We start from the raw sequence: 26433 nt of genomic DNA, 5'->3' as shown, positions 1-26433 counted from the left end.
AATGGGTACCTAAAACTCATGTATTCAGTGATTCTTTAATTACTGCTGATTCAAAATAGAAATGTCAGCAACTAATAAGAACAAGGTTCTTAACTTAGACAATAAAGCGAGGCGATTATTTCGCACCAGTTCGTCTTCAGCCATGACCATAACGTTATCGAAGAAATTGTCTACCTGAGTATGCAGCGTAGCTAACTCAGTAAAGACGCCTTGATAGTTACCATCGCTAACAAGGGCTGTTACCTTTCCCTCAATGCCGTTCAAAGCTTCAGCCAATGCCTTCTCTTGTTCACTATCGAACAATGCAGGATTGATATTATGAACACCTGTCACTTTATTCTTAGCCAAAATATTGGCGACACGCTTGTTTGCAGAAGCAAGGGCAAGACCTGATGCCAAACGCTTGAAGCCTGACACCGCTTCGATTCGGGCTGCAAAATCAGCTGGTTTAGTCGGGCGCCTGGCGGCAACGGCCTGAATTACATCGATATCGATTCCTTGCTCCTGATACCAAGCTCTAAAACGGCCTAAGATGAAATCAACGACTTGAGATTCTATGTTATCTGAATGGGTTAATTTGTCACCAAATAGGTCGATAGAGGCGCGAACTAAATCAACAAGGTCTAATGGTAACTTCATTTCAACTGTAATGCGCAACACGCCGATAGCCGCGCGTCTTAGCGCGAAAGGGTCTTTATCGCCTTTGGGCGCTTGACCAATACCAAATATGCCGACCAAGGAGTCGATTTTGTCTGCTAAAGCAACGGCACAGCTGATATGAGAAGTAGGGAGTTTATCTCCAGCAAAGCGTGGCATGTATTGCTCGTTTTGCGCTAAGGCTACGTCATCCTCCTCACCGTCAAATTTAGCATAGTGCATTCCCATAATACCTTGAACATCGGGGAATTCCATAACCATGTTGGTCATTAGATCTGTTTTTGACAGCAAACCTGCGCGCTTTGCTATGGTTGAATCACAGCCTAACATCGCTGCTATACTGCCCGCTAGTTCTGATATGCGCTGAGACTTTTCATAGAGTGTGCCTAATTGCTTTTGAAACAAAACAGTTTTTAAGCTATCGAGACGCGACTCTAGGGTATGCTTTTTATCAGTATTAAAGAAAAATTCTGCATCCGCTAGGCGAGGGCGTATTACCTTTTCATTACCACTGACTATTTGAGTTGGGTCTTTACTCTCGATATTTGTCACAAACACAAAGCGTGATTTGAGCTGACCATTTTGGTCGAGCAATGGAAAGTATTTTTGATCATCTTTCATGGTGTATATTAGTGCCTCTTTAGGCACCTCTAAGAAAGATTCGTCAAAACTAGCTGTAAGCACTACAGGCCATTCAACTAACGCTGTTACTTCATCGAGTAAAGCATCGTTCATGTCTGCCGTAGCGTTTTCGTGTTTTGCTGTAGCGTTAACCTGTTGCTGGATTTTTGCTTTACGCGTTGCAAAATCAGCTAATACGTAATGTGCTTCTAACTGTGTTAGATAATCATCTGCATGTGCCAAGTTGAATTGTTTTTCACCATGAAAACGATGACCGTAGACGACGCGATCTGAATCTATACCTAAGATATTCCCTGCAATTATATCTTGACCAAATAACATGCAAACCGTATGTACAGGACGAATAAACTGCGTTGGGCTGCTTCCCCACCGCATTGGTTTAGGGATCGGTAATTTCTTAAGTGAAGATTCAACCATTGCCGGTAAAAGCTTAGTGACTTGCTCGCCTTTTGCCTCGCCCTTAAATAATAACCACTCGCCTTTATCCGTAGTTAAACGCTCCGCCTGTTCTACCGTAATACCATTAGAACGAGCCCAGCCCTGAGCCGCTTTAGTCGCTTCACCTGAAGCATCAAACGCAACGGATACAGCAGGGCCTTTCTTTTCGATCAACTTGTCTTCTTGTTGTTCTGCTAGACCTAAAACGTTCACTGCAAGACGGCGAGGGGACGCGAACCATTTGACCGATGAGTATGTTAACTCAGCGTCATCTAATGCAGCTTGAATGTTGTCAGCAAAAGCTTGGGCCAATTTACCAAGTGCTTTAGGTGGCAATTCTTCGGTACCAATTTCAACTAATAAATTTTCGCAACGCATGAATTAAGCCTCCTTTTTACACATTGGGAATCCAAGCTTCTCTCGAGCTTGATAATAGGCTTCTGCACACGCTTTGGAAAGTGCACGGACACGCAGTATATATCGTTGGCGTTCCGTTACTGAGATGGCGTGGCGAGCATCTAGTAAGTTAAACGCATGAGATGCTTTCATTACTTGCTCATAAGCGGGTAAGGGTAATCCTGCTTCAATCATCTTTTGGCTTTCTTTCTCGCAGTGATCGAAGGTGCCAAATAAAGCGTCAACATCTGCGTACTCGAAGTTATAGGTTGATTGTTCAACTTCATTTTGATGGAAGACATCACCATAGGTCACTTTACCTAAAGGCCCATCTGTCCAAACTAAATCATAAATGCTATCTACACCTTGTATATACATAGCTAAACGTTCTAAACCATAGGTAATCTCACCGGTAACAGGTGAGCACTCGATTCCGCCTACCTGTTGAAAATAGGTGAATTGGGTAACTTCCATGCCATTCAACCATACTTCCCAACCAAGTCCCCACGCACCTAAGGTGGGTGACTCCCAATTATCCTCAACAAAGCGAATGTCGTGTACTAGAGGATCAAAACCGAGCTCCTTAAGTGAACCTAAATAAAGCTCCTGAATATTGCTGGGAGAGGGTTTAAGCATTACTTGAAACTGATAGTAATGCTGCAATCGGTTTGGATTTTCACCGTAGCGACCATCTGTAGGTCGACGACAGGGTTGAACATATGCACTACTGATTGGTTCTGGACCAATGGAACGTAGGAATGTCATAGGGTGAAAGGTGCCTGCGCCAACTTCCATATCTAAAGGTTGAATGATTACGCAACCTTGTCTTGCCCAGTAGTCTTGGAGTGATAAAATCAGTCCTTGAAAGGTTTTACTATCAAACTTATTCATTAATTGCTGCCACAAAAATAATCCGAAAAAACGCCGGTTAGTATACCTGCTGTATACCGATCAATGTAGGATAAATAACCATATTAATGCCCCAATAGGGTATTAAAGGACGAAAAAATGCAACAGACTCGCTGTGCTTGGGTTTCTCAAGATCTGATTTATCAAGATTATCATGACAATGTATGGGGGCGCCCAGTAAAGGATAAATACGAACTATTTGCTAAATTATGCTTGGATGGACAGCAAGCAGGACTGAGCTGGTTAACTATTTTGAAAAAACAGCATAATTATTACCAAGCGTTTCATAACTTTGATCCACTGCTTATAAGTGTCATGACCGAAGATGATGTTGAGCGCTTAATGCAAAATAAAGGCATTGTACGTAATCGCCTTAAAATAAATGCCATTATTAAGAATGCTAGGGGTTTTCTTGAGATTGAGCGGGAAGGCATAAGCTTCGCAGATTATATTTGGTCGTTTGTTAAAGACGAACCAATAATAAATACATGGATCGACAAAAATGAGGTACCGAACACAACAAATGAGTCAGACGCAATGAGTAAGGCGTTAAAAAAACGAGGTTTTTCTTTTGTAGGAAGTACTATTTGTTATGCGTTTATGCAGGCCGTAGGGTTAGTGAATGACCATACTACAGACTGCTTCTGCTATCTCACAAACCCAAACGCCTTTAAGGCGTAAAGGTCCGTAATTTTGATACATCACGCAGGATCTGGCTTTCAAATTCTACCTCTGCAGCTTCTCTTTCGTCGTCCTGTATTTTTCGTTCAAGGGATGAAAGTTTATCTCTAGCTTCATGGGTTGGAAAATTACTAACCTTTATATACAACGTATAAAGCCCTGGATATTGAGATTGATAGTCAGGCTTGTTATCAATAGGTAAGCTTTCGTGTAAATGATACAAACGAATACTACCTTCCGATAAATTGCATTGTTGCTGTTCCACGGCCATGGCAATTGTATGAATACTTTCCATTAACCGTGTAATGCGTTGTTGTTTCGTTTGTGCCATTTTTTTGTTTTGCTTAGTAAGCATAAACAAAAGCTTGCCGGCATAAAAAGCCAGACCGGCGATTATCAATAATGCAATAACGATAAGTGAAATAACAAAATAACTCATTTTAAAAACTTATTTAAATTTGTTGATATCAATAGACTCAAATTGCGTATAAAGATCATCTTCAGATGAATCTATAGATTGGTCTTCATCGTTTGATATGCCAAGTAATTCACATAGTTCCTGATGTCTCGCCGTCAATCTGTTAACAAATGCCCGCTCTTCTTTGCTTAATGTTTGCTCTGCATCGAGTTTTTCAAGTAACATTCCGAAGCGTTCATTCTGCTCGATACTCTCGAGTTCTTGAGCAGGTGAGAAATACTTAGGTTTCGCAACCTTAACTTTTGGTTGGTCATCTATGATCAAAGGGATAGGTTTTTTACTGCCTACTCTAGGATCTTTGATAGTTTTTCTCTGCTGGTTAGACGAGCTGGTTTGTTCTGGATTATTTCGACTACCAGAAGCCTTACCCAACGTTTTTTTATTTCGTTTAGGTGCTACCGGTGCTGATTTACGTTTTGTTTTCGGTGCTAAGGGTGTACCAATTTGACCAATTTTTCGAGACTTCTTTTTTCTAGGCATAAATAACCTCCACAATATTTGCGCGGATTTTACCCTAAAACAGACTGGTTAAATATGGTTCATAAGATAAGGAGTGAAATTTAGCTAAGAAAAAGGGTAATAGCCAAAGCTATTACCCTCAAATCACAGATGTGTCGTAAGACACCGATCTCGACAGTCGTTCATCCTGAACAGTTAGTGGTGGTCCTTCATGTTTTCTCTTTTTATTAATTTTAACGAAAACAGTATATAGTTTAGGGTCTTCCTGACGCTTTATTATTGTCGTCCTTGCCTTTTCACCAAAGGTTTAAAGTTTTAGCACTGCTTGCTAATAATCTTCCATGAGCAAACTTTCGTTTGTTGTCCCTGTTGTTTTTCAGGGACAGAGAATACACGATAACCAAATATTTACAACTTGTTTACATAGTATTCTGTTATTACTTTTAATCATTAATACTAGTTTCTTCGCCGATAGATAAAAAAAACGACCTAATTAGGTCGTTTTTTGCCGTTGCGTTTACGCAAGAAATTTTTAATATAGGCCAGCTATATATTTTGATAGTACGTCAATATCTTGGTCACTTAGGCGTTTAGCAATATCAGCCATCATACCATTATGTGAGTTTGCTCGTTGACCAGATCTAAAGGCTTCTAATTGAGCTTTTAAATAAGTTGTATGCTGTCCACTGATATCAGGAAAGCCAGAAAGACTAGTGCCATTACCTCGTGGACCATGACAAGCAGTACATGCAGTAATTCCACGTTCTAAGTCACCACCGCGATATAACTTGCTACCGGCTACAATTGCATCTTCAGGCGCCTCGCCTTCTTTGGCCGTTTGGCTCGAAAAATACGCCGCAATGTCCTGCATGTCCTGTTCTGATAGGGCGGCAGCCATACCATTCATCACAGCATTATTGCGACCTTCCTCACCGCCCGTTTGCGAGGCAAGCTTAAATTCTTGTAGCTGTTTAACTAGGTAATCAGCATGCTGACCAGCCAGTTTGGGATTCATATCTATCATGCTGTTTCCATCAGCACCATGACAGGCCCCACAAGCAACAGACTTTGTTTTCCCTGCTTCAATATCACCGGCTGCCATCGCACTAGCAGATAAACCTAAAAAAACGCTAACTAACAAACCCATCATTTTCATATTCTTTCTCATTAAGCTGCTGATTGTTTAACCATTATCAGAATAGTAATTGGTGTATTTTACACATTTACAGCGCCAGTAAAATATATTCCATACTATTAGCGCAATATTATACGACATAACAACCACTTTCGATTTGTATTTACCTGATATAATGGACAAATCAATAAAGGTAATGATCTAGAATCGTTTTATGACTAGGAGTAAGTGTGAGTCATTATAGTCAAGCTAAGTTTAATTTAAGTGCTCCAGATATCAGCCACCTGTGCGCTGATGAGGGAGTTGAGGTTGCCTTTGCTGGGCGTTCTAATGCAGGTAAATCAAGCGCGCTTAATCGCCTGACACGCCAAAAAAGCTTAGCCCGTACCAGTAAAACTCCAGGTCGAACACAATTAATTAATGTTTTCGACTTAGATGAGCAACGTCGCCTTATCGATTTACCTGGTTACGGTTATGCCAAAGTACCTATGGCAATTAAACTTAAATGGCAAAAGTCTTTAGGTGAATACCTACAGAAACGTGACAGCTTGAAAGGTTTAGTGGTGTTGATGGATATACGTCATCCGTTTAAAGATTTGGATCAAGAGCTGATTCAATGGGCCGTTTCAGCTGATTTACCTGTTTTGGGTTTATTAACTAAAGCTGACAAGCTGAAGTCGGGGAAACGTAAAGCGCAACTACTGATGGCTAGAGAAGCGTCATTGGCGTTCTGCGGTGATGTAACCATCCATCTGTTTTCGTCATTAAATGGTTTAGGGCTAGACAATTGCGAACGCGTATTGGACCAATGGTTTGGCTACAATCAAGATAAAGAGCATGAGCAAGAATAAGCGCAAAAAAAAACCTTGTCGGAACGACAAGGTTTTAAAACATCTAGAACACACACCAATTCTGAGTCTTGAACTTGATATAAGTTCATTCAAAGTAAAATTATTTTTATAAATTGTTATTTAATGCTTGTAGTGAGTACATTTCAGTCAATATTGTGATGAATTAAATTCTTTAGGGCATAAAAAAAACCCCAGCAAATGCTGAGGTCGAAGCAAAGGTCTGAAAATACATACCTCTGTACCCTACAAGACAGATATTATGCAAAGATCGCTAGAATGCCAACCGATTTATGTAATTAAATTACATAAATCGCTTATTTTTACTGTTTATTGAAGATTTAGTTAGTGGGCTTCGTCCCAATTCTCGCCAACTCCTGCCTCAACTATAAGTGGAACATCTAGTTCAACTGCATTTTCCATAAGTTGAACGATAGTTTCTTTATGTTTTTCTAAATTTTGTTCTTTTATTTCAAAAACCAACTCATCGTGCACTTGCATGATCATACGTACTTCATCGTAGGGCAGTGAATCAATCCAAGTTTCTACTTTGATCATAGCCTTTTTAATAATGTCTGCTGCGGTCCCTTGCATTGGGGCATTAATTGCTGCTCGTTCAGCGCCCTTGCGACGCAAGCCATTACTGGCATTTATTTCCGGTAAGTATAAACGGCGCCCAAAAACCGTTGATACATAACCTTGTTCTTTGGCAATTAGTCTCGAGTTTTCCATATATTTAAGTACACCTGGATATCGTTCAAAATATAGATCCATATAGTGTTGTGCATCATGGCGCGAAACGTTGAGCTGTTTCGCTAAACCGAATGCTGACATACCGTAAATTAAACCGAAATTGATGGCTTTAGCATTGCGTCTTTGTTCAGTTGTTACTTGGTCTAGTGATACGTTAAAAACCTCAGCTGCAGTTGCAGTATGTACATCTTTACCATTTGAGAATGCTGTTAGTAAGCCTTCATCCTTTGAAAGATGGGCCATTATCCGCAATTCTATCTGAGAATAATCTGCGGCCACTATTTTATAACCTGGGCGAGCAATAAAAGCTTGTCGTACCCGACGGCCTTGCTCTGTTCTAATGGGTATATTTTGTAGATTTGGATCAGTCGAAGACAATCGGCCCGTTGCAGTTATTGCTTGATGATAAGACGTATGAACCCTTCCCGTGCGTGGGTTTATCATCTTCGGAAGCTTATCTGTGTAGGTGTTTTTTAATTTACTTAAACCCCGAAATTCCATTAAAAGTTTGGGTAAAGGGTATGTAAGCGCTAACTCTTGCAGTACCTCTTCCGACGTGGACGGTGCGCCTTTCGGGGTTTTTTTGAGTATAGGTAAAGCTAATTTTTTAAACAGTATTTCTTGTAACTGTTTAGTTGAGCCTAAATTAAACTCTTCGCCAGCCATAACATGCACTTCGGTTTCTAATTGCATGATCCTCGCTGCAAGATCCTGACTCTGCTGACTTAACTTTTGGCTATCGATCAATACACCAAATTGTTCCATTTTGGCTAATACCGACGCCAAAGGCACTTCAATGTCGCGCAATACAGCAGCCAGTTCAGGCTCTTTAGAAAGCTGTTGCCATAAATGGTTATGCAGACGTAAGGTTATATCTGCATCTTCAGCAGCATAGGGGGCCGCCTGCTCAAGAGGAATCTGATTAAATGTTAGTTGCTTGGCTCCTTTGCCTGCGATGTCTTCAAAATGAATGGTTGTTAGGCCTAAGTAATGTAGCGCTAGACTATCCATATCATGACGAGTGGCTACGCTGTCTAGAATATAAGATTCAAGCATTGTATCGAACGCAATACCTCGAAGGTTAATATCGTAATTAGCTAACACATTTTTGTCGTATTTTAGGTGCTGGCCAACCTTCGCTTTGTTTGAATCTTCAAGAATATCTTTAAATTGGGCTAACACTTCGGCCCGATCAAGTTGTTCTGGTGCATCTACATAATCATGCGCTAAGGGCAGATAAGCCGCTTTTCCAGCTTCTATACAAAACGACATGCCCACTAATTCGGCTTGCATGTAATTTAAACTGGTTGTTTCTGTGTCGAATGCGAACAGGTCTGCAGATTTTAGTTTTTTTAACCAGCTATTAAGAGCTTCTTGGGTCAATATAGTTTCATAACTGACTTGAAGCTCATTTATATCGACTCTATCGACGCCTACTGAATTAGACTCGTTTTTTTGTTCAGTGTTATTTAATGCGTCGGTAGCATCTTTTAGCCATCGCTTGAATTCTAGTTCAGCAAATAATTCTTTTAGTGCGCTGTAATCTGCTTCAGTAGGCTTCAAATCCGTTGGACTACAATCCATTTTAACGTCTAGCTTGATTGTTGCTAAGGTGTAAGAGAGTCGAGCTTGTTCCTCGTATTCGCGCATTTTATCGGCCATTTTTTTAGCACCGCGAAATTCAAGGCTAGCAATCTTTTCAAGATTTTTATAAATTTCATCTATGTTACCAATACCTTGCAACAATCCCAGTGCGCTTTTATCTCCTACACCTGGGACGCCTGGAATGTTATCTACCTTGTCACCCTTAAGAGCAAGAAAATCGATGACTAATTCAGGCGGGATCCCGAATTTTTCGATGACACCTTGTGGATCCATAACATGGTTGTTCATAGTATTGATTAGGGTGACGTGTTCATTTACAAGTTGAGCCATGTCTTTATCGCCAGTACTGATCAAGGTGGCGATCCCAAGTTTACTGGCTTGGTCTGCTAGTGTTCCGATCACATCGTCGGCTTCAACGCCTGATTCAACAATGATCGGTAAGCCCATTGCTTTAATAATGTTATGTAGCGGTTCGATCTGTCCTCGCAGCTCTTCAGGCATTGAAGGACGATTGGCCTTATATTCACTATAAATATCATCGCGAAATGTTTTACCTTTTGCATCAAACACCACTGCCATGTGTGTAGGATTGAATTGTTTGATTAGGCTGCGCAGCATATTGATTACGCCGTAGACTGCGCCGGTATCTTGGCCTTTAGAGTTGGTTAAGGGTGGCATGCCATGAAAGGCGCGAAATAAGTATGAAGATCCGTCAACCAATATAAACGGATTATTCGGAATAACGGGCGTAGAAGAGGATTCTGTATTACTCATGGATATTTGATTCTCAGGATTTAGGTAAACGCGTAAAGGATGCCACACACAGAGCTATTCATCCACGCAGAGATCGGATCAATTTGTGGATAACTCTGTTGAATAAAATTTTAGATGTGTGCGTGATGGATCACTTTCGATCAACAAGTCGATCTACAGCCCTTGAATTTATTGGGGTGAATTTAATCTGTATAAATATATTATGCTGACTTAGAAGAATTTCCCGATGTGGATAACATTATTGATAAATATTATTAGGTATCCAAAACGGGAGGTGACTTTACACGCAAATTAACAGCGAGGGAAGACGAAATGTTAAACTGTTTTTGTCTGATAATTGTACAATACCTTGCTGTAAATGCATAAGACTGAGTTGACAAGGCTTCTAGGGTAGTGATGTAACAATTTCATAACAAATCAATTACCTTGCCTATCGCTTTTAGCTTAAGGTGGCATAATAAGTGAAATATTTAGGAGTGGGGTTTGAGTAGTGGTTAAATTTTCACTTCCCAAAGTTCAGCACTATATCAGCACTATAAAAGTTGCCAATCTTCTTTTCTTATTTTGACTAATGGATAAATATCTTAAAGCTAGTATAGCTAAGTATCTGCTAACGTTAATAAAAAGTGTGTTTAACGTATTATTCAGCTTTGTGTATTGCTTTTGATTTTGTTGGAGTGGACAATCCCTATACATCTATTGGTCAATAATAAAATTAAGAAAGAACGATTGCTAATGTTAGTATTTTTGAAACGCATTAGATTGCGTACTTTAGTGGGCTATAATTAAAAGATGCAATACCGAACGATTACTCGGATATTAGGCCTACTAGTTGCGCTGTTTAGTGTGACTATGGTCCCCCCGGCAATTATTTCTTTGTATTTCAAAGATGGTAGTGGCCTCCCTTTCTTTCTCGCCTTCTTGCTGTGTCTTGGCACCGGCTTGCTGTTTTGGTATCCGAATCGCCTTCATCGCAGAGATCTACGGGCCAAAGAAGGTTTTCTTATCGTCGTGTTATTTTGGACCGTACTCGCTAGTTTTGGTGCGCTACCTTTATTGTTGCTTGAGCAACCCGAAATGTCAGTTTCTGATGCGTTTTTTGAATCTTTTTCAGGATTGACAACAACCGGTGCCACAGTGATCCAAGGAATTGACTATTTACCTAAGGCTGTTCAGTTTTATCGCCAACAGTTGCAATGGCTAGGTGGAATGGGGATTATTGTGCTCGCAGTCGCTATATTACCGATTCTGGGTGTAGGGGGAATGCAGTTATACCGAGCTGAGACCCCTGGACCGGTTAAAGATTCGAAAATGACGCCGAGAATTGCAGATACCGCAAAGCATTTATGGTACATCTACCTGACCTTAACAATATGCTGCGGCGTTGCGTATTGGTTTGCGGGCATGGATTGGTTTGATGCTTTGTGTCATGCATTTTCTACTGTCGCCATAGGGGGATTTTCAAATTATGATGCGAGTATTGGTTATTTTGATAGTCCAATGATCAATATAGTCTGCGTAGTATTTTTATGGATCGCAGCCCTAAATTTCGCACTGCACTACGCAGCGGCTAGTGGTCGGACCCTAATGGGGTATTTCTATGATCCTGAACTCCGCGCATTCTTTCTTATCCAATTCGTATTAGTGGCTGTTTACTTTATTGTACTGATGAATTTCAGTTGGTTCGACAATGCAGGCACTACGTTTGATCAAGCGCTCATTCAATCTGTTTCTTTTAGTACAACAGCTGGTTTTGCTACAACTGATTTCTCACATTGGCCAGCGTTCTTGCCTATTATGCTCATCTTTTCAAGTTTTATTGGTGGCTGCGCAGGTTCTACTGGTGGTGGTTTGAAGGTTGTGCGTGTTCTTTTACTCTATCTACAAGGTAAGCGTGAAGTAGACCGCTTAATTCATCCTAAGGCAGTCTATACCGTTAAGCTCGGCGATCGTGCATTGCCTGATAGGGTAGTAGAGGCGGTTTGGGGCTTTTTCTCGGCGTATGCGATGATCTTTGTCATTATTATGGTCTGCCTAATTGCGACGGGTATGGATGATGTCTCTGCGTTTACTGCTACAGCTGCAACGCTAAATAACTTGGGGCCCGGGTTAGGTACGGTTTCTGGTTCGTTTGCAGACGTATCAGATATGGGTAAGTGGTTATTGATACTGGCTATGTTGTTTGGGCGATTAGAAGTCTTCTCTTTACTTGTGCTATTTTCCCCGACGTTTTGGCGAAGTTAAGCAATTACATTCACTTGGTTCGCTTAATCATTGATATAACGTTTGTTGTTTTTTTAATCTGCTATCCTAAGCAAACTTCTTTTCATGAATATTTAGTGATTGATTACTATCGGTAAAATAGACTTACAAAAAAACGGCTATCCATCACTGGGTAGCCGTTTTTATAACGAGAGAATTTATCCCACTGAATATATCGTTAGAAGAACGAAGCCATTGCGTAGGCCGTCTTTTCAAACATGAGTGGCTGAGCCTCTTCAAGTTCTAAGTTCGCTTTGTTGGCTGTTGTTACCACACGTGTACGATACTCTTTCTGATTCGTTGCTTCAGAGTATGTTTGAGTCGTGCCACCATCATCTGAAATTTTAGTATTTACTTTCGAGTCGCGACGCACAATAACACCTTTCTTCGCGCGTTCACGTATTTGAATATCAGCCACCAATAAGTACGTTACATCTTTTACAAATGCATTTGCCGCGGTCGATGCTAATCCACCGATCAAACCTGCCGCTGCAGCACCACGATAACTCCCTCCTGTTGCATAACCAATCGCTGATCCAGCAGCAACGCCTTGAAAGCCACTAGAAAGATAATTTTCAGCTGCGCTAGGCGAAGCCTTTTCAAGGTTACGTACGAATACACTCATGGTGTATTGGGCCTCATCTGGGCTGTCAACGAAAGTATAACCATTTCCACTGCCGGCAATCTGTTCATTTAGGGCTACTCTGAATGCATTGCGATCAAATTCCATTACAGCAGAGCGAACTTCTAAATAAACTTTACGTTTTTCTGGGGCAACGGTGTCAACAAAAATTGAAGTGCTGAGTTTCGTTTGAACATCAAGGTCCTTTTTTGCGATTGATGTATGAACAGCAGCACAACTTGTTAAGGTCAAAATCGTTAATCCAACAAACGCCATTTTGACAGTACGAGCATAGTTTTTCATAGTAATTACCTTTACTTATGTTATTGATTAATTGTGGTTTTAGTAATAATAGCGACCGTGGTATCGATGGTAGTATCGACAGTTGCGGTATTGCGTCCAGTCATAACGTAATAAATCACGACAGGTGTAACCTTGGCGCCAATAGGTTCCTTGGTATTCTTGAGGTTTAACATTTTTCTTAAGCATGCTGTCGATATAGCTATCGACTTCTTTGGGACGTTCGGCCAAAAATGGACGAGACATTACCTCGGAATTCAGTTGCGCTTGCATCTTGGCTAAAGCATCTTCTTCCGACTCATCTTGTGCAACAGACAAAAACGATAAAAACATACAGCAAATGCTAAACAGTAAAAACGGAATTGAGAGTAATCTTTTGGTGGTTAACTTGATAGTTTGCATAATATTCCTCCATAAATTTTTCGTGACAAATAGGCTAACACGACCTCTTCCTGAGTAGCTTTAAAAACCTTAACTCTAAATTGCCTTAAAGCAAAGTCCATTTAGGTTAATTTTTGAGGTTTTAGGACTAAGTTTCAGTATAGGGTAAATTTTTGAAACTAAATGAGACTAACTGAAATAAAAAAAGCCACAAAGTGGCTTTTTTAAGTGAGTCATGAAGGCTCACATAAACATCTCTTTCTTTTATGAGTTAGTAAGAAGCTTGCCTAAACCCTGAGTAAGCAATTGTTTCGCTTGCTGTCCTTCAGGGGTGTCTAGATATGCTTGAGCCTTACTCACGAATTGGGTAATCATTTCTGGTTTTAAACCAAGCGCTTCGAATTGCTTTTTAACGTCGTTAAGTGCTTTTAGTGAGTCATTATAGCTAGCTGCTTTATCTAAAATGCCCCCTAAACCACCTTCACTAGTCATACTGCTGATATCTGGAACTGACTCGAGTAGACCACCTACACCAGGAAGGGCATTGGCTAACTGACTATATTGCTCAGATGAAATATTATCTTTTGCATAGTTAAATATGGCACCTAAACCGCCAGAGGCCTGACTCTGTGTGACGCCTAATGAATCAGTCACCGAAGATACCATGCCAGTTATAGAAGGCGTTGCAGCTTCTTGCTGAGTTTCCATACCGAGCATATTTTTAATTGAGTCTAACCAACCTTCAGCATGTGCCTGAGGTTGAATACTGAGTGCTGCTACTGTGAGAATTATACTTAATTTTTTCATTATCATTCCTTTAATTTGCCTTTAATCTTGAGGCGGATTTTAGATTATTTCGTCACGTTCGCCAATCTAGCCTTTAGGCTAAGATGCACTTTATCCCTTAGCCAAAAAAGAAAGCGCTAGGTTGGAAGAGCTTTTCGACGTGACTGATAAACTTCTTATCAACTAAAAATAGAATAACGTGATCATTCGCTTCTATCATAGTGTCACTGTGGGCAATGATTACTTCATCTTCTCTTACAATGGCACCAATGGTCGTGCCTGGCGGTAATTTAATATCGCGAATTTCACGTCCAACTACTTTCGAAGTATTTTTGTCGCCATGGGCAATCGCTTCTATCGCCTCTGCAGCCCCTCGTCTTAATGAGTAGACATTAACGATATCTCCACGACGTATATGAGTCAGCAAAGCGGAAATAGTTGCCTGTTGTGGTGAAAAAGCAATATCGATTTCGCCACCCTGGACTAAATCTACATACGCACTGCGTTGAATGAGTACCATCGCCTTCTGTGCCCCTAAGCGTTTGGCGAGCATGGCAGACATAATATTTGCTTCGTCATCGTTGGTCACCGCAATAAAGGCGTCCACTTGCTCAACATTCTCTTCGGTGAGCAGTTCATGATCGGAAGCATCTCCGCAAAAAACAATGGTTTTGTCTAAATGCGCTGATAGATACTTGGCGCGCTCTTGACTGAACTCTATCAATTTGACGTTGTGATTATGTTCTAGAAGCTTTGCAAGCCCAGCACCAATGAGGCCGCCACCAGCGATCATGATACGCTTGTAGCTAGATTCCAGTTTTTGCAATTCACTCATTACTGCGCGAATATGTTTGGTTGCTGCAATAAAAAATACTTCATCATCTGCTTCGATAACAGTCGTACCCAGTGGCCGTATTGGCCGTCCTCGTCGGTAAATAGCTGCTACACGGGTTTCAACATTAGGCATATGCTGCTTTAACGTTGAGAGAGCATGCCCCACCAGCAAGCCTCCATAATAAGCTTTGACGGCGACTAAACTGGCTTTACCATCAGCAAATTCGACAACTTGCAGTGCCCCTGGATAATCAATTAAGCGTTTAATTGCTTTGGTAACAAGTTGCTCAGGGGCGATTAAGTGATCAACTGGTACATCTTGGTGCTTAAATAGTTGTTCTTGATAAATAATGTATTGTTCAGAGCGCACCCGAGCGATTTTAGTCGGCGTTTTAAATAGGCTATAAGCTACCTGACAGGCCATCATATTACTTTCGTCACTGCTCGTTACTGCGATGAGCATGTCAGCGTCTTCTGCACCTGCCTTTTTCAGTACGTCGGGATGTGAGCCAACGCCATTTACGACACGTAAATCCAATCGGTCTTGAAGATGCCTAAGGGTATCGTGATCGGAATCTATAACGGTGATTTCGTTCATCTCACCCACTAAGTTTTCAGCGAGTGTTGCACCTACTTGGCCAGCGCCAATAATTATTATTTTCATTATAGAATCATTCTAACTTATTGCTCTGTATAGGTAATATACAATTATTAGGACTTTATTAGTCGTGCGTAATAAAAACCATCCATGTGCTTATCTCCAGGTAGAATTTGCCTGCCTGGTTTGTCCGGCGCATCGTTATTAAAGCTAACATCCACGCTGGCATCTGGCGTTCTATTTAAAAATTCCGTTATTTGTAGCTGATTTTCTGCTGGTAAAATTGAACACGTTGCGTAAAGCATCGTTCCGCCAGATTTTAACAATGGCCACATGGCATCGATGATTTTTGCCTGCAAAGCAACAAGCACCTCGATGTCACTAGATTTACGTAACCACTTAATGTCCGGATGTCGCCGAATAATACCCGTCGCGGAACAAGGAGCATCCAGTAGTATGCGGTCAAATTGTTGCTCATCCCACCACGTATTAGGTTCGCTGGCATCACCACATATTAGTGTTGCTTTATGGCCTAAACGGGCTAAATTCTCTTCGATACGTTGCAAGCGACTACTTGCTATGTCTATCGCTACACATTGGGTTATATCGGGTTCAAGTTCTAATATATGGCATGTTTTCCCACCCGGCGCGGCGCAACAGTCCAATACACGATCGCCAGGTTGGCAATTTAAAAAGGGTGCAGCTAATTGAGCCGCGCCATCCTGAACGGCAAACCAACCCTCGTTATAGCCTGGAAGCAACGTAATATCACAGCCTTTCGATAAAATAATCCCATGGGGTTGCTGCTCTTCGCACTCATACGCGATAACTTGCTGATCCAGTAACTGGCAATACTCGGCAACGCTTTTATGCTTAACATTAACACGCAACCAAATTGGAGCCTTGTGTTGCATTGCGTCCAATATAGCTGGGTAATTATTAGGGTAAGCACTAACTAACTTTTTATATAGCCATTTTGGTTGGCCACTTAAAATTTGTTCACTGTCAGGTAGGTTTTGTGCCATATCCTGACGAATAAAGTTGCGTAACACTGCATTAACTAAACCTTTTGTGGCAATAGCATTAAGAGGGGCGCATGCGTTAACGCATTCTGATACGGCTGCATGAGTAGAAACCCGAGAGTAAGCTAATTGGTAAAACCCTAGCATGATTAAATGCTCGACCACTTTAACGTCTTTTTTTAATGGTTTATCCAACAATAGTCTCAACCAATGTTGCAAGATAGGAAGTTGGCGCAATACACCGTAGGTCATTTCTTGCAACCAAGCTTTATCTTTTTCATTATGTTGCAATTGGGCTGCAGGAAGGCATTCTCTCGCTGACAAACCTTGCTCTAATATTTGATAAAGAACCCTGGCTGCATCTGCGCGCAAATTTGGCTGGTATCGTCCTTTGGAATGATTCATGACAATACGTTACCTTTGGCGAACCAGTCGCCGTGCCCATTCAGTATATCTTGACATGCCAGTGGTTTTTTACCTGGTAACTGCAATATTTCAATAAGCAAAATACCATCTCCAGTCTGAACACCAATAGCGTATTTGTCAGCTTGGACTATTTGTCCAATTTTTTGGGGGGTATCCAAAGCAGATTGGCCCACTTTGGCGCGCCTTACTTTTATGGCTGCGTCTTGGGTTTCGAAATACGCAACGGGCCAAGGGTCAAAAGCACGGATATTACGTTCCAGCTGCTTGGCTGACATGCTCCAATCAATTTTTGCTTCTTGTTTCGATAGTTTTTCAGCATAGGTTGCCAAGCTATTATCTTGTGGTTGCGCAGTAATATTATGCAAATTCTGTAAGGTTTCCAATAAACCTTTAGGGCCGAGCTCAGCGAGTTTCAGGTACAACGTTGCGCTGGTATCTTCAGGTTCAATCGGTATACGTAACTCACTAAGCATATCACCCGTGTCTAAACCTTTGTCCATTTGCATGATGGTGATACCTGTGTGGCTATCACCGGCCCAAATGGCCCGTTGAATCGGAGCCGCTCCTCGCCATTTTGGGAGTAGCGAGCCATGCACATTCAAACAACCATACTTAGGCGCATCTAAGATGTTTTGCGGCAGTATAAGCCCATAAGCCACTACGACCATAACATCCGCTTGTAAATCCGTCAGCTGTTGATGTGCTTCGTCTGATTTAAGGGAGGCGGGTTGATACACAGGTATGCCATGTTGCTCAGCAAGTTGCTTCACTGCACTGGCATGCAACTTTTTGCCGCGCCCAGCTGGCCTATCGGGTTGGGTATAGGCTGCAATGACATTGTGTTCAGAATGTATAAGCGCGGCTAAATGGGTGGCTGCAAATTCCGGTGTACCAGCAAAAACAATATTAAGACCTGATTTCAATGTGACCTCTTAGAGTCTAGCTGCTAGACGTGCTTCTTTTTCTAACTTAGTGCGAATGCGTTGACGCTTTAGTGGCGACAAATAATCTACAAAAAGCTTACCTTTCAGGTGATCCAACTCATGCTGAATACAGATTGCTAATAAACCATCTGCCTCCAACGTAAACTCATCCCCATGTTCATTTAGCGCGTTAACCGTGACTTTCTCGGCACGTTCGACTTTTGCGTAGTTATTGGGTACCGACAAGCAACCTTCTTCACTAACTGTTATGCCATCCATATGGGTAATTTCAGCATTGATAAAAACTTGTGGTGTGTCTTGCTTCTCAGAGACATCGATCACAACAACACGTTGATGCACATCAACCTGTGTTGCTGCTAAACCGATACCATTTTCATCCTTCATGGTGTCGAGCATATCACTCACAAGGGCTTTAATAGTGCTGTCGATTGTTTCAACAGGCTTGGCAACTGTGCGCAAGCGCTCATCTGGAAATTGTAATACGTCTAATATGGCCATGTTCTATCTTTAACTCATTTTGCTTCCCAAAGATCATCTGTGAAATTTAATGGGAAGGTGTTCAAAAAATATCTTACCTAGTACCGTATTCCTGCAACTGTAATTGAAGGGTAGGGTTGTCCTTGGTATTAATAATCATACGAACCTGATCATCAGGCTATTTAATCTTTGCGATAACAAGCTATTCTAACCGATATGGAATAAAAACATAATAGCCACAAAGGCAAGGTAGCGCGCACCTCATGTTTAATAATTTAAAAAGCTTTACCATTGCCTTGTTATTTACACCGTTTTTTCTTTATGCTGAAGTGATTAAACTGAAAGTTACGGCACCAACGGTCTATATAGTAAAGACTGGTGATACCTTATGGGATATTTCAAATCTCTTTTTAAGCAAACCTTGGTATTGGCCTGAAATTTGGCGCACTAATACGCAAATTATTAATCCCCACTTAATATTTCCAGGTGACGAACTGAGGCTAACTAAAAATGCCGCAGGTGAGCCTATTATCGATTTAGTCAGAAGCCAGCAAAAACCTTACATTGTGCGCTCTCCCTCCGCTAAGCAGGTACCAAAATATAATCAGCCAATTGCAGTGCTCCCTTGGCATAAAATTACGCCTTATTTTAATCATGAGAAAGTCCTCAGTGAACAAGAGTATGCGGCTTTACCCTCAATCATTGGTAGTACCGAAGGCTCTGAATACTTTGCCAATGGCGACTTGGTATTAGTTAATAAAGAAAGCATGACCAGCGGCCATTATGAAGTCGTCCGTAAACAGCAAACGTTATATAACCAAGAGGGCGATTTTTTAGCTATTGCGATTCGACATATTGCAGGTGGCCAGGCGCTTGTAAGTTCAATACCGAAGCAGTCTTTAGTGTTGCTTTCAGCGGCTAATCTTGAAGTTAAGCGTGGTGATAAACTACTGAAGTTCAGTGAAGTGAATGATACCCACCCAATCGTGCAGATCAAAGCTGCCACTGACCAAAAAGCGCAGATTATAGCCGCTCTCTCACAATATCAACTATCAAGTAAGTACAGCGTTGTCATTATCGACATAGGGAACAATGACGTAGAAGCAGGCATCGTGATGGGGATCTATCAACAGGGCGCTGCAGTCTTAGACAGTGAACCTGCACAGTACCTGAACGAAAGTCAGACATTAGAGCGCGCCTTTTCGTTCAACGACGTTTTACCTCAGCCGTGGATGAAAGTTGGTGAATTACTGGTATTTAAAGTCTTTTCTAAGGTGAGTTATGCACTCGTCACGCGTTCGTCTACAGTTATTCGTAAAGGCGCTATTGTTGCAAAACCTTAGGGCAATCATAATAAGTGGAGTCCTAAGTTGCGAGAAACAGCAAAGGTTAAGAACCAATCGAATGCAGAGACCGATCGTCAATGGCTGACGTTAGCTCAGCTTCCCCGTTTCTCATTAACCAAACTTGCCATTATCCTGCAAACTAATAACCTTCAAGTTGCTGATTTATTCGCTATGGACAATGAGCAATTACAATTTATAGGCTTTTCTGACGTTCAAGCACAGCGCTTGTTAAACCCTGATATATATCTACTTGATAAAAGTACACAATGGCTTTGTCAGCCACAGAATATGCTTATATGTGTTGACTCTGAGCTATATCCACAGCCACTGTTGCAAACTGACAAACCGCCCATATTGTTATATGGAAGTGGCGACATGCAGTTATTAAATACCCATCAATTGGCCATAGTCGGTAGCCGTAATCCTTCGGCGGCGGGAAAACAAAATGCTAAGTATTTTGCTCAAGGCTTATCACGAAGCGGCTGGACAGTAACGAGTGGATTAGCGTTAGGTATTGATGGCTTAGCACATGAAGGTGTATTGCAAGCCAATGGCAGAACCATTGCGGTGCTTGGCACCGGATTGAATAATATCTATCCTAAGCGTCACAATAATATGGCGCGTCGAATACTTGATCAAAGTGGTGCGTTGGTGTCGGAGTTTGCCCCAGATACGCCTGCTAGACCTGAAAATTTTCCCCGCCGAAATCGCATCATCAGTGGCATGTCTTTAGGTACTCTGATTATCGAAGCGGCAATAAAGAGTGGGTCATTAATTACCGCTCGTTATGCTATTGAGCAAAATAGAGATGTATTTGCTGTGCCGGGCAATATCCACAATATTTTGTCTAAGGGTTGTCATTACTTAATTAAACAAGGTGCTAAGCTAGTAGAGAGCGTGAGTGATATTAACGAAGAATATCAACACTTAGCACTTAATTTCTTGAATACTCAACAGAATGATTTGCAAAAAAGCGCGAGACAAAGCTTGGCATCTGACAAATTGTTAGATAGTGTAGAATTTGAAACCACACCGCTAGACTTAGTTGTTGAGCGATGTGGCATGCCAGTTGCTGAGGTTATGTCTCAATTGTTAGAATATGAATTGCGTGGTTTAGTGATAGCTGTTCCAGGTGGTTACCTTAAATTGGGGGAAAAATAGTATGTTTGATATCCTCATGTATCTATTTGAAAATTTCATTCATAGTGAAACAGAAATCCGCGTTGACCAAGACGAGTTGACTGATGAACTGGTGCGAGCTGGTTTTCATCAAGACGAAATATATAAAGCTTTGTCTTGGCTAGAGAAACTTGCCGCATTACAAGAAACTGACATTAAACCGTATTTAGTCAAGGGCCCTACTTCTTTTGTTACGCGTATTTACACGCAAGAGGAAGAAATGCGCTTAGATCTAGAATGCCGCGGCTTTTTAATATTTTTAGAACATATTAATGTACTGGACTCAACCACTCGGGAAATGGTTATCGATCGTGTCATGGAAATCGACTCAAAAGAATTTTGCTTGGAAGATATGAAATGGGTCGTGTTAATGGTGTTATTTAATGTTCCAGGTAAAGAAAACGCTTATGCCCAAATGGAAGACTTATTATTTGAAGAGCCAGAAGGACCACTGCATTAGATTCATTGACACGGGTTTACTTGATAAACCCGTGATTATTAAGGCACTTCAGTTGTATGTCTAAGATAGATCACTCCCTCTTTAATACTCAGGAATCTGCCTTCGATCCAGGCACATGTCCCATTTGCCAATCACCATTGAAATTACGCCATAGTAAAAATGGTGCTTTTATCGGTTGCAGTGATTATCCAAACTGCGAATACAGTAAGCCCCTGCATGAAAGCGATAACACAGAGCTAACCGCAATTGAAGGTTCAAAGTGCCCGGAGTGTCAGTCCGAATTAGTTATCCGCAAGGGACGTTATGGCATGTACATCGGCTGCAGTAACTTCCCTGAGTGCCATTATATAAAATCTAACAAAGAACAGTCGGCTGACAACGTTGCTTGTCCTTCATGTCTTAAAGGGCATTTAATCAAGCGAGCCAATAAGTATGGTAAAAACTTCTATCCTTGTGACCAATATCCAAAATGCCACTACGCGTTAAATTTTCCACCTGTAGCCCATGCATGTGCAAAATGCGCATGGCCGATAATGCAAGAAAAGAAAGCCGCGGCAGGTCTTATTTGGCAATGTCCAGAACGTAAGTGTGGATATAAACAACCGGCTGAATAACCGCTTTATGTTTATCCTCGCAGCATCATGTTTTACACTCTGGGCCACCTGACGCACATATATTAATAAAATGACATCACATCATATTGAAGATCCCTTTCTACTCGATTTTTTAGCGGGTAAGATATTTGCTTATCCAACAGAAGCTGTTTATGGCTTGGGTTGCGATCCTGACAATGAACAAGCGGTACTGAAACTCCTTGCTTTAAAACAGCGTGACGTCAAAAAAGGGCTGATTTTGGTTGCCGATAATTATTCTCAGTTGTTGCCTTATGTGGATGACAGCGCAATAAAAATGACTAAGCGAACTGAGATTTTTTCAAGCTGGCCAGGTCCTATTACGTGGCTATTGCCCAAAGCAAAGAATACACCTGCATGGCTTACGGGGGCTTCAGACTTTATTGCTGTGAGGGTCAGTGCTCACCCGGTTATAAAAGACTTGTGTGTACGAGCTAACAAGCCTTTGGTTTCTACCAGTGCAAACACCACCGGTCATTCAGCTGCGATGTCGGTAAGCCAAGTTCAAACGTACTTTTCTAACCAAGTTGTCGTTGTTGATGGGAGCTTAGGTGGCGCACAAAGCCCGAGTAAAATTCGCCATGGTCATAGTGGCCAAACTATTAGAGATAACTAATTATGTCACAACCTACAGTGACCGATATTGAATCGGTAAAGCAGTTCTTACTTAACCTGCAAGATAATATTTGTCAGACATTAGAAATGGCTGATGGCAAAGGCAGTTTTAGAGAGGATAACTGGCAAAGAGAATTAGGTGGTGGCGGGCGTACTCGAGTATTGACCAATGGCCAAGTGATAGAACAAGGTGGCGTAAATTTTTCTCATGTTTACGGAGGACTGTTACCCGCTTCTGCAACCGCTTCACGACCCGAGTTGGCTGGGCGTAGTTTTCAAGCCATGGGCGTATCGTTAGTGATTCATCCGAAAAACCCCCATGTGCCAACTTCTCACGCTAACGTACGCATTTTTATGGCGGAAAAAGAAGGAGAGGATCCTATTTGGTGGTTTGGTGGTGGCTTCGACTTAACGCCATTTTATCCAATTCATGAAGACGTATTACATTGGCATCAAACAGCAAAGACGCTTTGCGATCCATTTGGCGACGAGGTCTACAGCAAATATAAAAAGTGGTGTGACGACTATTTTTATTTAAAACATCGTGATGAGACGCGAGGAGTCGGTGGACTATTCTTTGATGATTTAAATGAGTGGGGTTTTGAGCGCAGTTTTGCTTTTATGCAGGCCGTCGGCAACGGATTTTTAGACGCTTATGTACCTATTTTAGAAAAACGTAAAGACATATCCTACTCAGAACAAGAGCGTAGCTTTCAGCTTTATCGAAGAGGGCGCTATGTAGAGTTCAACTTAGTATGGGACAGAGGTACATTATTTGGGTTGCAAACGGGTGGGCGAACGGAGTCTATTTTGATGTCGATGCCACCACTTGCGCGATGGGAATATGACTTTAATCCTTTACCGGAAAGTAATGAAGCTTTGCTATATAAAGACTATCTACATGCTAGAGATTGGTTAAACGAATAGCCCACAATTCAAACTACTGTGTAATAACACTGATATATATTCTTGATTTCGGTGTTATTTATTCCCATTTTTGATCCAGATCAGTTTTAGTAGTGCATTTATTACCGAGCGGTTTTGGCCTATATAAAATATTGAGCTAGATCAATAACCCCTCGATGCTCCTCATTACACTGCCGTTAGAATTTATACGCAGAGGTAATAATGAAAGTCTCAAATACAGTTTTATGCAGTTTAGTACTCACCGCCGGCATGCTCGGCTCAGTTCATGCTTACGAACCCGGTGATATTATTGTTCGAGCTGGTTTAACTACGGTGGCGCCTGATGAATCAAGTTCAAATGTGACCGTTCAAGATGTTGGTAATGTGGGAATGGGGACATCTGTAAACAGTGATACCCAATTGGGTTTAAATGTTGTTTATATGTTCTCTGATAATATTGGTTTGGAGTTACTTGCTGCTAGCCCATTCAAGCACGATATTAAACTGACAGGTACACAAGACAATGACTTAGGTTTAGGAGATGGTGAATTGGCTTCAAGTCGTCAGTTGCCACCAACCTTAAGCGTAATTTATTATTTGCCAGTATCTGAAACCATTCAGCCTTACTTGGGGCTTGGTTTGAATTACACGGTATTTTACGACGAAGAGTTTGTGGGTAGCCGCGAAAATCAAAGTTTTAATAACTTAAGTCTTGAAGAGTCATTTGGTATTGCTGCGCAAATTGGTATGGACTACAAACTGGATGAGCATTGGTTAGTAAATGCATCAGTACGTTATATTGATATTGATACTCGGGCTAATTTTGAGGTTTTGGACCTGCCAGCTAAGGTTTCTGTTGACGTAGACCCATGGGTATATTCAGTCATGCTAGGCTACAAATTTTAGGTTTTTAATAAGACGATGCCTCAGCGTCGTCTTTTATTTGCTTTATGTATCAGCTACATTATTTGTAGTAGAAGTATTTTACAGTTCAGTCATGTGGAAAATTAGGCTAACCTAGCTTAACTAATTCGACATTATTTTGAGATTATGGACCGATACGCAGTTTTTGGTAATCCAATAGAGCACAGTAAATCCCCCTTAATTCATAGCTTGTTTGCTAAACAAACTCACCAAGCAATCGACTATGGGCGTCAACAGCCCGGTAATGACCAATTCAATGATGCAATTAAAGCATTTTTTGCCCAAGGATATATTGGCGCAAATGTTACATCACCCTTTAAACTCGATGCATTTCGTTTTGCAGATGAATTAACCCCTCGCGCCAAAGCGGCTCAAGCGGTTAATACTTTATATAAGCGTCCCGATGGCAGTGTATTAGGCGATAACACTGACGGAGAGGGCTTAGTACATGATCTGCAGCGTTTATGGGGGGCTTTAGAGGGAAAACGCGTATTACTTATTGGTGCTGGTGGCGCTACTCGTGGAGTCATTTTACCTTTGCTGACGGCTAAGGTGTGCAGTATTCATATTGCCAATCGCACGGCAAGCAAAGCGCACGAGCTTGCCGCTATGTTTGAAAAAGAAGGTAATATTTCTAGCTCAGGTTTTGATGATGTACCTGAAGTCACGTTTGATGGCATTATTAATTGTACGTCTTCTAGTCTTAATGGTGATTTACCACAAATAAGCGCCAATATTTTTTCAGAAGCTGCATTTGCCTATGACATGACCTATAAGGCGCAGCAAACATCCTTTATGCAGTGGGCTAAAAAGCATAACGCTGGAATTGAGGTAAGTGACGGTTTGGGCATGTTAGTTGGCCAAGCTGCAGAGAGTTTCTATTTATGGCGTAATGTTAAGCCGCAAATTGAGCCGGTCATCAAAACTGTAAGAGCAATGCTGTGAATCAAGCAGTCCAAGTACAAGAGGGATATAGTCAGGACGGCGAAACGATGATTTTACAGATTATTGTTTCGGGATTAATGATGCAGTGCCATATTAACAACCTAGTTGTTGATGATATGGCACTGTTTTATCAGCACTACCAATTTGATATCGAAGAGCTTATTAACGACCTAGTAGAAAACGAGGATTGGGACGCTAATGGGATCATCCATATCGACGCTCAAATAATTCGAAGTTAGTTCAATGTAATAACTGAACCACGGGATTATTCTTTATTAACTATTCTTCCAAATACTCATTTTTCAGTCTGACATAGTTATTAGCGGACATTTTCAGAAAAGCACGCTCTGATTCTTTCAGTGGACGGGCCTGTTTTGCAGGGCTACCGACATATAGATAACCACTTACTAATCGTTTATTAGGGGGGACTAGGCTACCAGCACCTATAAAAACGTCATCTTCTACTATGGCTCCGTCCATAACTATGGCGCCCATACCGACTAAAATACGATTACCTAATTCACATCCATGCAGCATGCATTTATGGCCAACCGTTACATCTTCCCCGATAATGAGTGGGTGACCCTTTGGATTTTCTTTGCTTATGCGGCTGACATGCAAAACCGTACCGTCTTGAACATTACTGCGCGCCCCTATCTTTATAAAATTAACATCGCCACGGGCGGCAACTAAAGGCCAGACACTGACATGCTCTGCACATTCTATATCACCCACTAACACACTTGATTCATCTATATAGCAACCATCGGCAAGCTTTGGTCGTATACCTTTATAACTTCTAATGCTCATATTTAATCCAATTTAGAATTCTATAAGAAGATAATAACAAACTCAGTAGGACTAAGAAGCACTATTGCTGACGTAAAAATCACCATAATGCTTTAACGATAATCAGATTGACCATAAAACCAGCATTCAAACATTTTTATTAAATAAAGGGTTGCGCTGTCAGTTTGGATCTCTATAATGCGCCTCTCG

General features: G+C 41.3%; 26 protein-coding genes. 12 read left to right on the top strand and 14 right to left on the bottom strand.

Annotated elements, in window-relative coordinates:
• Positions 1–39: 39 nt before the first annotated feature.
• Both glyS and glyQ read right to left on the bottom strand, forming a co-directional pair.
• Positions 40–2115 (bottom strand): glycine--tRNA ligase subunit beta, encoded by a 2076-nt coding sequence (gene glyS / locus GQS54_RS02580; protein ID WP_166422458.1) that lies wholly within the window; start codon positions 2113–2115, stop codon positions 40–42.
• A 3-nt stretch (positions 2116–2118) separates the two neighbouring features.
• A complete protein-coding gene (gene glyQ / locus GQS54_RS02575; protein WP_007102952.1) occupies positions 2119–3024 on the bottom strand; it encodes a glycine--tRNA ligase subunit alpha in 906 nt (301 codons plus the stop codon).
• A 117-nt stretch (positions 3025–3141) separates the two neighbouring features.
• Here glyQ and GQS54_RS02570 point away from each other — a divergent pair, with 117 nt between their 5' ends.
• Positions 3142–3723, top strand: coding sequence for a DNA-3-methyladenine glycosylase I (locus GQS54_RS02570; protein WP_166422457.1), 582 nt, complete (start codon positions 3142–3144; stop codon positions 3721–3723).
• On the opposite strand, the gene GQS54_RS02565 is transcribed toward GQS54_RS02570, so the two are convergent.
• The 3 genes from GQS54_RS02565 to GQS54_RS02555 all read right to left on the bottom strand — a co-directional run bounded on the left by GQS54_RS02565 (position 3713) and on the right by GQS54_RS02555 (position 5816).
• Positions 3713–4162, bottom strand: a complete 450-nt coding sequence (locus GQS54_RS02565) for a DUF2489 domain-containing protein (protein ID WP_166422456.1) — start codon at positions 4160–4162, stop codon at positions 3713–3715. The two genes, GQS54_RS02570 and GQS54_RS02565, sit on opposite strands and share 11 nt — an antisense overlap.
• 9 nt (positions 4163–4171) lie before the next feature.
• Positions 4172–4681, bottom strand: a complete 510-nt coding sequence (yihI, locus tag GQS54_RS02560) for a Der GTPase-activating protein YihI (protein WP_166422455.1) — start codon at positions 4679–4681, stop codon at positions 4172–4174.
• Between the two features lie 511 nt (positions 4682–5192).
• Positions 5193–5816, bottom strand: coding sequence for a c-type cytochrome (locus tag GQS54_RS02555; RefSeq protein ID WP_166422454.1), 624 nt, complete (start codon positions 5814–5816; stop codon positions 5193–5195).
• 209 nt (positions 5817–6025) lie between these two features.
• Here GQS54_RS02555 and yihA point away from each other — a divergent pair, with 209 nt between their 5' ends.
• The gene (yihA, locus tag GQS54_RS02550) at positions 6026–6646 is read left to right on the top strand and encodes a ribosome biogenesis GTP-binding protein YihA/YsxC (RefSeq protein ID WP_166422453.1); all 621 of its coding nucleotides are present in this window, start codon (positions 6026–6028) and stop codon (positions 6644–6646) included.
• A 342-nt stretch (positions 6647–6988) separates the two neighbouring features.
• Here yihA and polA read toward each other — a convergent pair whose 3' ends face one another.
• Positions 6989–9775, bottom strand: a complete 2787-nt coding sequence (polA, locus tag GQS54_RS02545) for a DNA polymerase I (RefSeq protein ID WP_166422452.1) — start codon at positions 9773–9775, stop codon at positions 6989–6991.
• 792 nt (positions 9776–10567) lie between these two features.
• Here polA and GQS54_RS02540 point away from each other — a divergent pair.
• Positions 10568–12019, top strand: a complete 1452-nt coding sequence (locus tag GQS54_RS02540; protein WP_166422451.1) for a TrkH family potassium uptake protein — start codon at positions 10568–10570, stop codon at positions 12017–12019.
• 196 nt (positions 12020–12215) lie between these two features.
• Here the strand turns inward: GQS54_RS02540 and GQS54_RS02535 are convergent, their stop codons facing one another.
• The 7 genes from GQS54_RS02535 to def all read right to left on the bottom strand — a co-directional run bounded on the left by GQS54_RS02535 (position 12216) and on the right by def (position 18448).
• Positions 12216–12962, bottom strand: a complete 747-nt coding sequence (locus tag GQS54_RS02535; protein ID WP_158768179.1) for a complement resistance protein TraT — start codon at positions 12960–12962, stop codon at positions 12216–12218.
• 39 nt (positions 12963–13001) lie between these two features.
• A complete protein-coding gene (locus tag GQS54_RS02530) occupies positions 13002–13292 on the bottom strand; it encodes a hypothetical protein (protein ID WP_205967610.1) in 291 nt (96 codons plus the stop codon).
• Between the two features lie 312 nt (positions 13293–13604).
• Positions 13605–14147 (bottom strand): DUF2780 domain-containing protein, encoded by a 543-nt coding sequence (locus GQS54_RS02525; protein WP_166422450.1) that lies wholly within the window; start codon positions 14145–14147, stop codon positions 13605–13607.
• Positions 14148–14244: 97 nt separating this feature from the next.
• Positions 14245–15624, bottom strand: coding sequence for a Trk system potassium transporter TrkA (gene trkA, locus GQS54_RS02520; RefSeq protein ID WP_166422449.1), 1380 nt, complete (start codon positions 15622–15624; stop codon positions 14245–14247).
• 47 nt (positions 15625–15671) lie between these two features.
• Positions 15672–16985 carry a 16S rRNA (cytosine(967)-C(5))-methyltransferase RsmB gene (gene rsmB, locus GQS54_RS02515; protein ID WP_166422448.1) on the bottom strand — a complete coding sequence of 438 codons (1314 nt, stop codon included), beginning with the start codon at positions 16983–16985 and terminating at the stop codon, positions 15672–15674.
• On the bottom strand, positions 16982–17929 hold the full coding sequence (gene fmt / locus GQS54_RS02510; RefSeq protein ID WP_166422447.1) for a methionyl-tRNA formyltransferase: 948 nt from the start codon (positions 17927–17929) through the stop codon (positions 16982–16984). The genes rsmB and fmt overlap by 4 nt, the downstream gene beginning before the upstream one ends.
• Before the next feature lie 9 nt (positions 17930–17938).
• Positions 17939–18448, bottom strand: a complete 510-nt coding sequence (def, locus tag GQS54_RS02505; protein ID WP_166422446.1) for a peptide deformylase — start codon at positions 18446–18448, stop codon at positions 17939–17941.
• A 242-nt stretch (positions 18449–18690) separates the two neighbouring features.
• On the opposite strand from def, the gene GQS54_RS02500 reads away from it, so the two are divergent.
• From GQS54_RS02500 to GQS54_RS02460, 9 genes are all read left to right on the top strand, one after another.
• Positions 18691–19770, top strand: coding sequence for a LysM domain-containing protein (locus tag GQS54_RS02500; RefSeq protein ID WP_166422445.1), 1080 nt, complete (start codon positions 18691–18693; stop codon positions 19768–19770).
• A 27-nt stretch (positions 19771–19797) separates the two neighbouring features.
• Positions 19798–20934, top strand: a complete 1137-nt coding sequence (gene dprA, locus GQS54_RS02495; RefSeq protein WP_166422444.1) for a DNA-processing protein DprA — start codon at positions 19798–19800, stop codon at positions 20932–20934.
• Between the two features lies 1 nt (position 20935).
• Positions 20936–21412 carry a DUF494 family protein gene (locus tag GQS54_RS02490; RefSeq protein ID WP_158768187.1) on the top strand — a complete coding sequence of 159 codons (477 nt, stop codon included), beginning with the start codon at positions 20936–20938 and terminating at the stop codon, positions 21410–21412.
• Positions 21413–21468: 56 nt separating this feature from the next.
• On the top strand, positions 21469–22026 hold the full coding sequence (locus GQS54_RS02485) for a topoisomerase DNA-binding C4 zinc finger domain-containing protein (RefSeq protein ID WP_166422443.1): 558 nt from the start codon (positions 21469–21471) through the stop codon (positions 22024–22026).
• 70 nt (positions 22027–22096) lie between these two features.
• Complete coding sequence (locus GQS54_RS02480; protein WP_166422442.1) at positions 22097–22660, top strand: Sua5/YciO/YrdC/YwlC family protein; 564 nt, start codon at positions 22097–22099, stop codon at positions 22658–22660.
• Positions 22661–22662: 2 nt separating this feature from the next.
• Positions 22663–23586, top strand: coding sequence for an oxygen-dependent coproporphyrinogen oxidase (gene hemF, locus GQS54_RS02475; RefSeq protein WP_166422441.1), 924 nt, complete (start codon positions 22663–22665; stop codon positions 23584–23586).
• 201 nt (positions 23587–23787) lie between these two features.
• Entirely contained in the window at positions 23788–24471 is a 684-nt protein-coding gene (locus tag GQS54_RS02470; protein WP_166422440.1) for an OmpW family outer membrane protein, read from the top strand.
• A 144-nt stretch (positions 24472–24615) separates the two neighbouring features.
• Positions 24616–25434, top strand: a complete 819-nt coding sequence (aroE, locus tag GQS54_RS02465; RefSeq protein WP_166422439.1) for a shikimate dehydrogenase — start codon at positions 24616–24618, stop codon at positions 25432–25434.
• Entirely contained in the window at positions 25431–25673 is a 243-nt protein-coding gene (locus GQS54_RS02460; protein WP_166422438.1) for a hypothetical protein, read from the top strand. Before aroE ends, GQS54_RS02460 begins: the two co-directional genes overlap by 4 nt.
• Positions 25674–25713: 40 nt before the next feature.
• Here GQS54_RS02460 and GQS54_RS02455 read toward each other — a convergent pair whose 3' ends face one another.
• Positions 25714–26244, bottom strand: a complete 531-nt coding sequence (locus GQS54_RS02455) for a gamma carbonic anhydrase family protein (RefSeq protein ID WP_166422437.1) — start codon at positions 26242–26244, stop codon at positions 25714–25716.
• Between the last annotated feature and the right edge of the window lie 189 nt (positions 26245–26433).

Origin of the sequence: Paraglaciecola sp. 20A4, assembly GCF_011378905.1 — a bacterium.
Taxonomy (GTDB): Bacteria; Pseudomonadota; Gammaproteobacteria; order Enterobacterales; family Alteromonadaceae; genus Paraglaciecola.
This window is presented reverse-complemented; position numbering and strand designations above follow the sequence as displayed.

Bases quoted from the DNA above. Each gene is read 5' to 3' on its own strand.
- GQS54_RS02490 (WP_158768187.1), top strand. From the start codon at position 20,936: ATGTTTGATATCCTCATGTATCTATTTGAAAATTTCATTCATAGTGAA.
- GQS54_RS02525 (WP_166422450.1), bottom strand. From the start codon at position 14,147: ATGAAAAAATTAAGTATAATTCTCACAGTAGCAGCACTCAGTATTCAA.
- GQS54_RS02455 (WP_166422437.1), bottom strand. From the start codon at position 26,244: ATGAGCATTAGAAGTTATAAAGGTATACGACCAAAGCTTGCCGATGGT.
- GQS54_RS02570 (WP_166422457.1), top strand. From the start codon at position 3,142: ATGCAACAGACTCGCTGTGCTTGGGTTTCTCAAGATCTGATTTATCAA.
- def (WP_166422446.1), bottom strand. From the start codon at position 18,448: ATGGCCATATTAGACGTATTACAATTTCCAGATGAGCGCTTGCGCACA.
- GQS54_RS02480 (WP_166422442.1), top strand. From the start codon at position 22,097: ATGACATCACATCATATTGAAGATCCCTTTCTACTCGATTTTTTAGCG.
- glyS (WP_166422458.1), bottom strand. From the start codon at position 2,115: ATGCGTTGCGAAAATTTATTAGTTGAAATTGGTACCGAAGAATTGCCA.
- GQS54_RS02535 (WP_158768179.1), bottom strand. From the start codon at position 12,962: ATGAAAAACTATGCTCGTACTGTCAAAATGGCGTTTGTTGGATTAACG.
- polA (WP_166422452.1), bottom strand. From the start codon at position 9,775: ATGAGTAATACAGAATCCTCTTCTACGCCCGTTATTCCGAATAATCCG.
- GQS54_RS02555 (WP_166422454.1), bottom strand. From the start codon at position 5,816: ATGAAAATGATGGGTTTGTTAGTTAGCGTTTTTTTAGGTTTATCTGCT.
- rsmB (WP_166422448.1), bottom strand. From the start codon at position 16,985: ATGAATCATTCCAAAGGACGATACCAGCCAAATTTGCGCGCAGATGCA.
- hemF (WP_166422441.1), top strand. From the start codon at position 22,663: ATGTCACAACCTACAGTGACCGATATTGAATCGGTAAAGCAGTTCTTA.
- GQS54_RS02500 (WP_166422445.1), top strand. From the start codon at position 18,691: ATGTTTAATAATTTAAAAAGCTTTACCATTGCCTTGTTATTTACACCG.
- aroE (WP_166422439.1), top strand. From the start codon at position 24,616: ATGGACCGATACGCAGTTTTTGGTAATCCAATAGAGCACAGTAAATCC.
- GQS54_RS02470 (WP_166422440.1), top strand. From the start codon at position 23,788: ATGAAAGTCTCAAATACAGTTTTATGCAGTTTAGTACTCACCGCCGGC.
- glyQ (WP_007102952.1), bottom strand. From the start codon at position 3,024: ATGAATAAGTTTGATAGTAAAACCTTTCAAGGACTGATTTTATCACTC.
- GQS54_RS02485 (WP_166422443.1), top strand. From the start codon at position 21,469: ATGTCTAAGATAGATCACTCCCTCTTTAATACTCAGGAATCTGCCTTC.
- yihI (WP_166422455.1), bottom strand. From the start codon at position 4,681: ATGCCTAGAAAAAAGAAGTCTCGAAAAATTGGTCAAATTGGTACACCC.
- GQS54_RS02530 (WP_205967610.1), bottom strand. From the start codon at position 13,292: ATGTTTTTATCGTTTTTGTCTGTTGCACAAGATGAGTCGGAAGAAGAT.
- GQS54_RS02565 (WP_166422456.1), bottom strand. From the start codon at position 4,162: ATGAGTTATTTTGTTATTTCACTTATCGTTATTGCATTATTGATAATC.
- GQS54_RS02540 (WP_166422451.1), top strand. From the start codon at position 10,568: ATGCAATACCGAACGATTACTCGGATATTAGGCCTACTAGTTGCGCTG.
- trkA (WP_166422449.1), bottom strand. From the start codon at position 15,624: ATGAAAATAATAATTATTGGCGCTGGCCAAGTAGGTGCAACACTCGCT.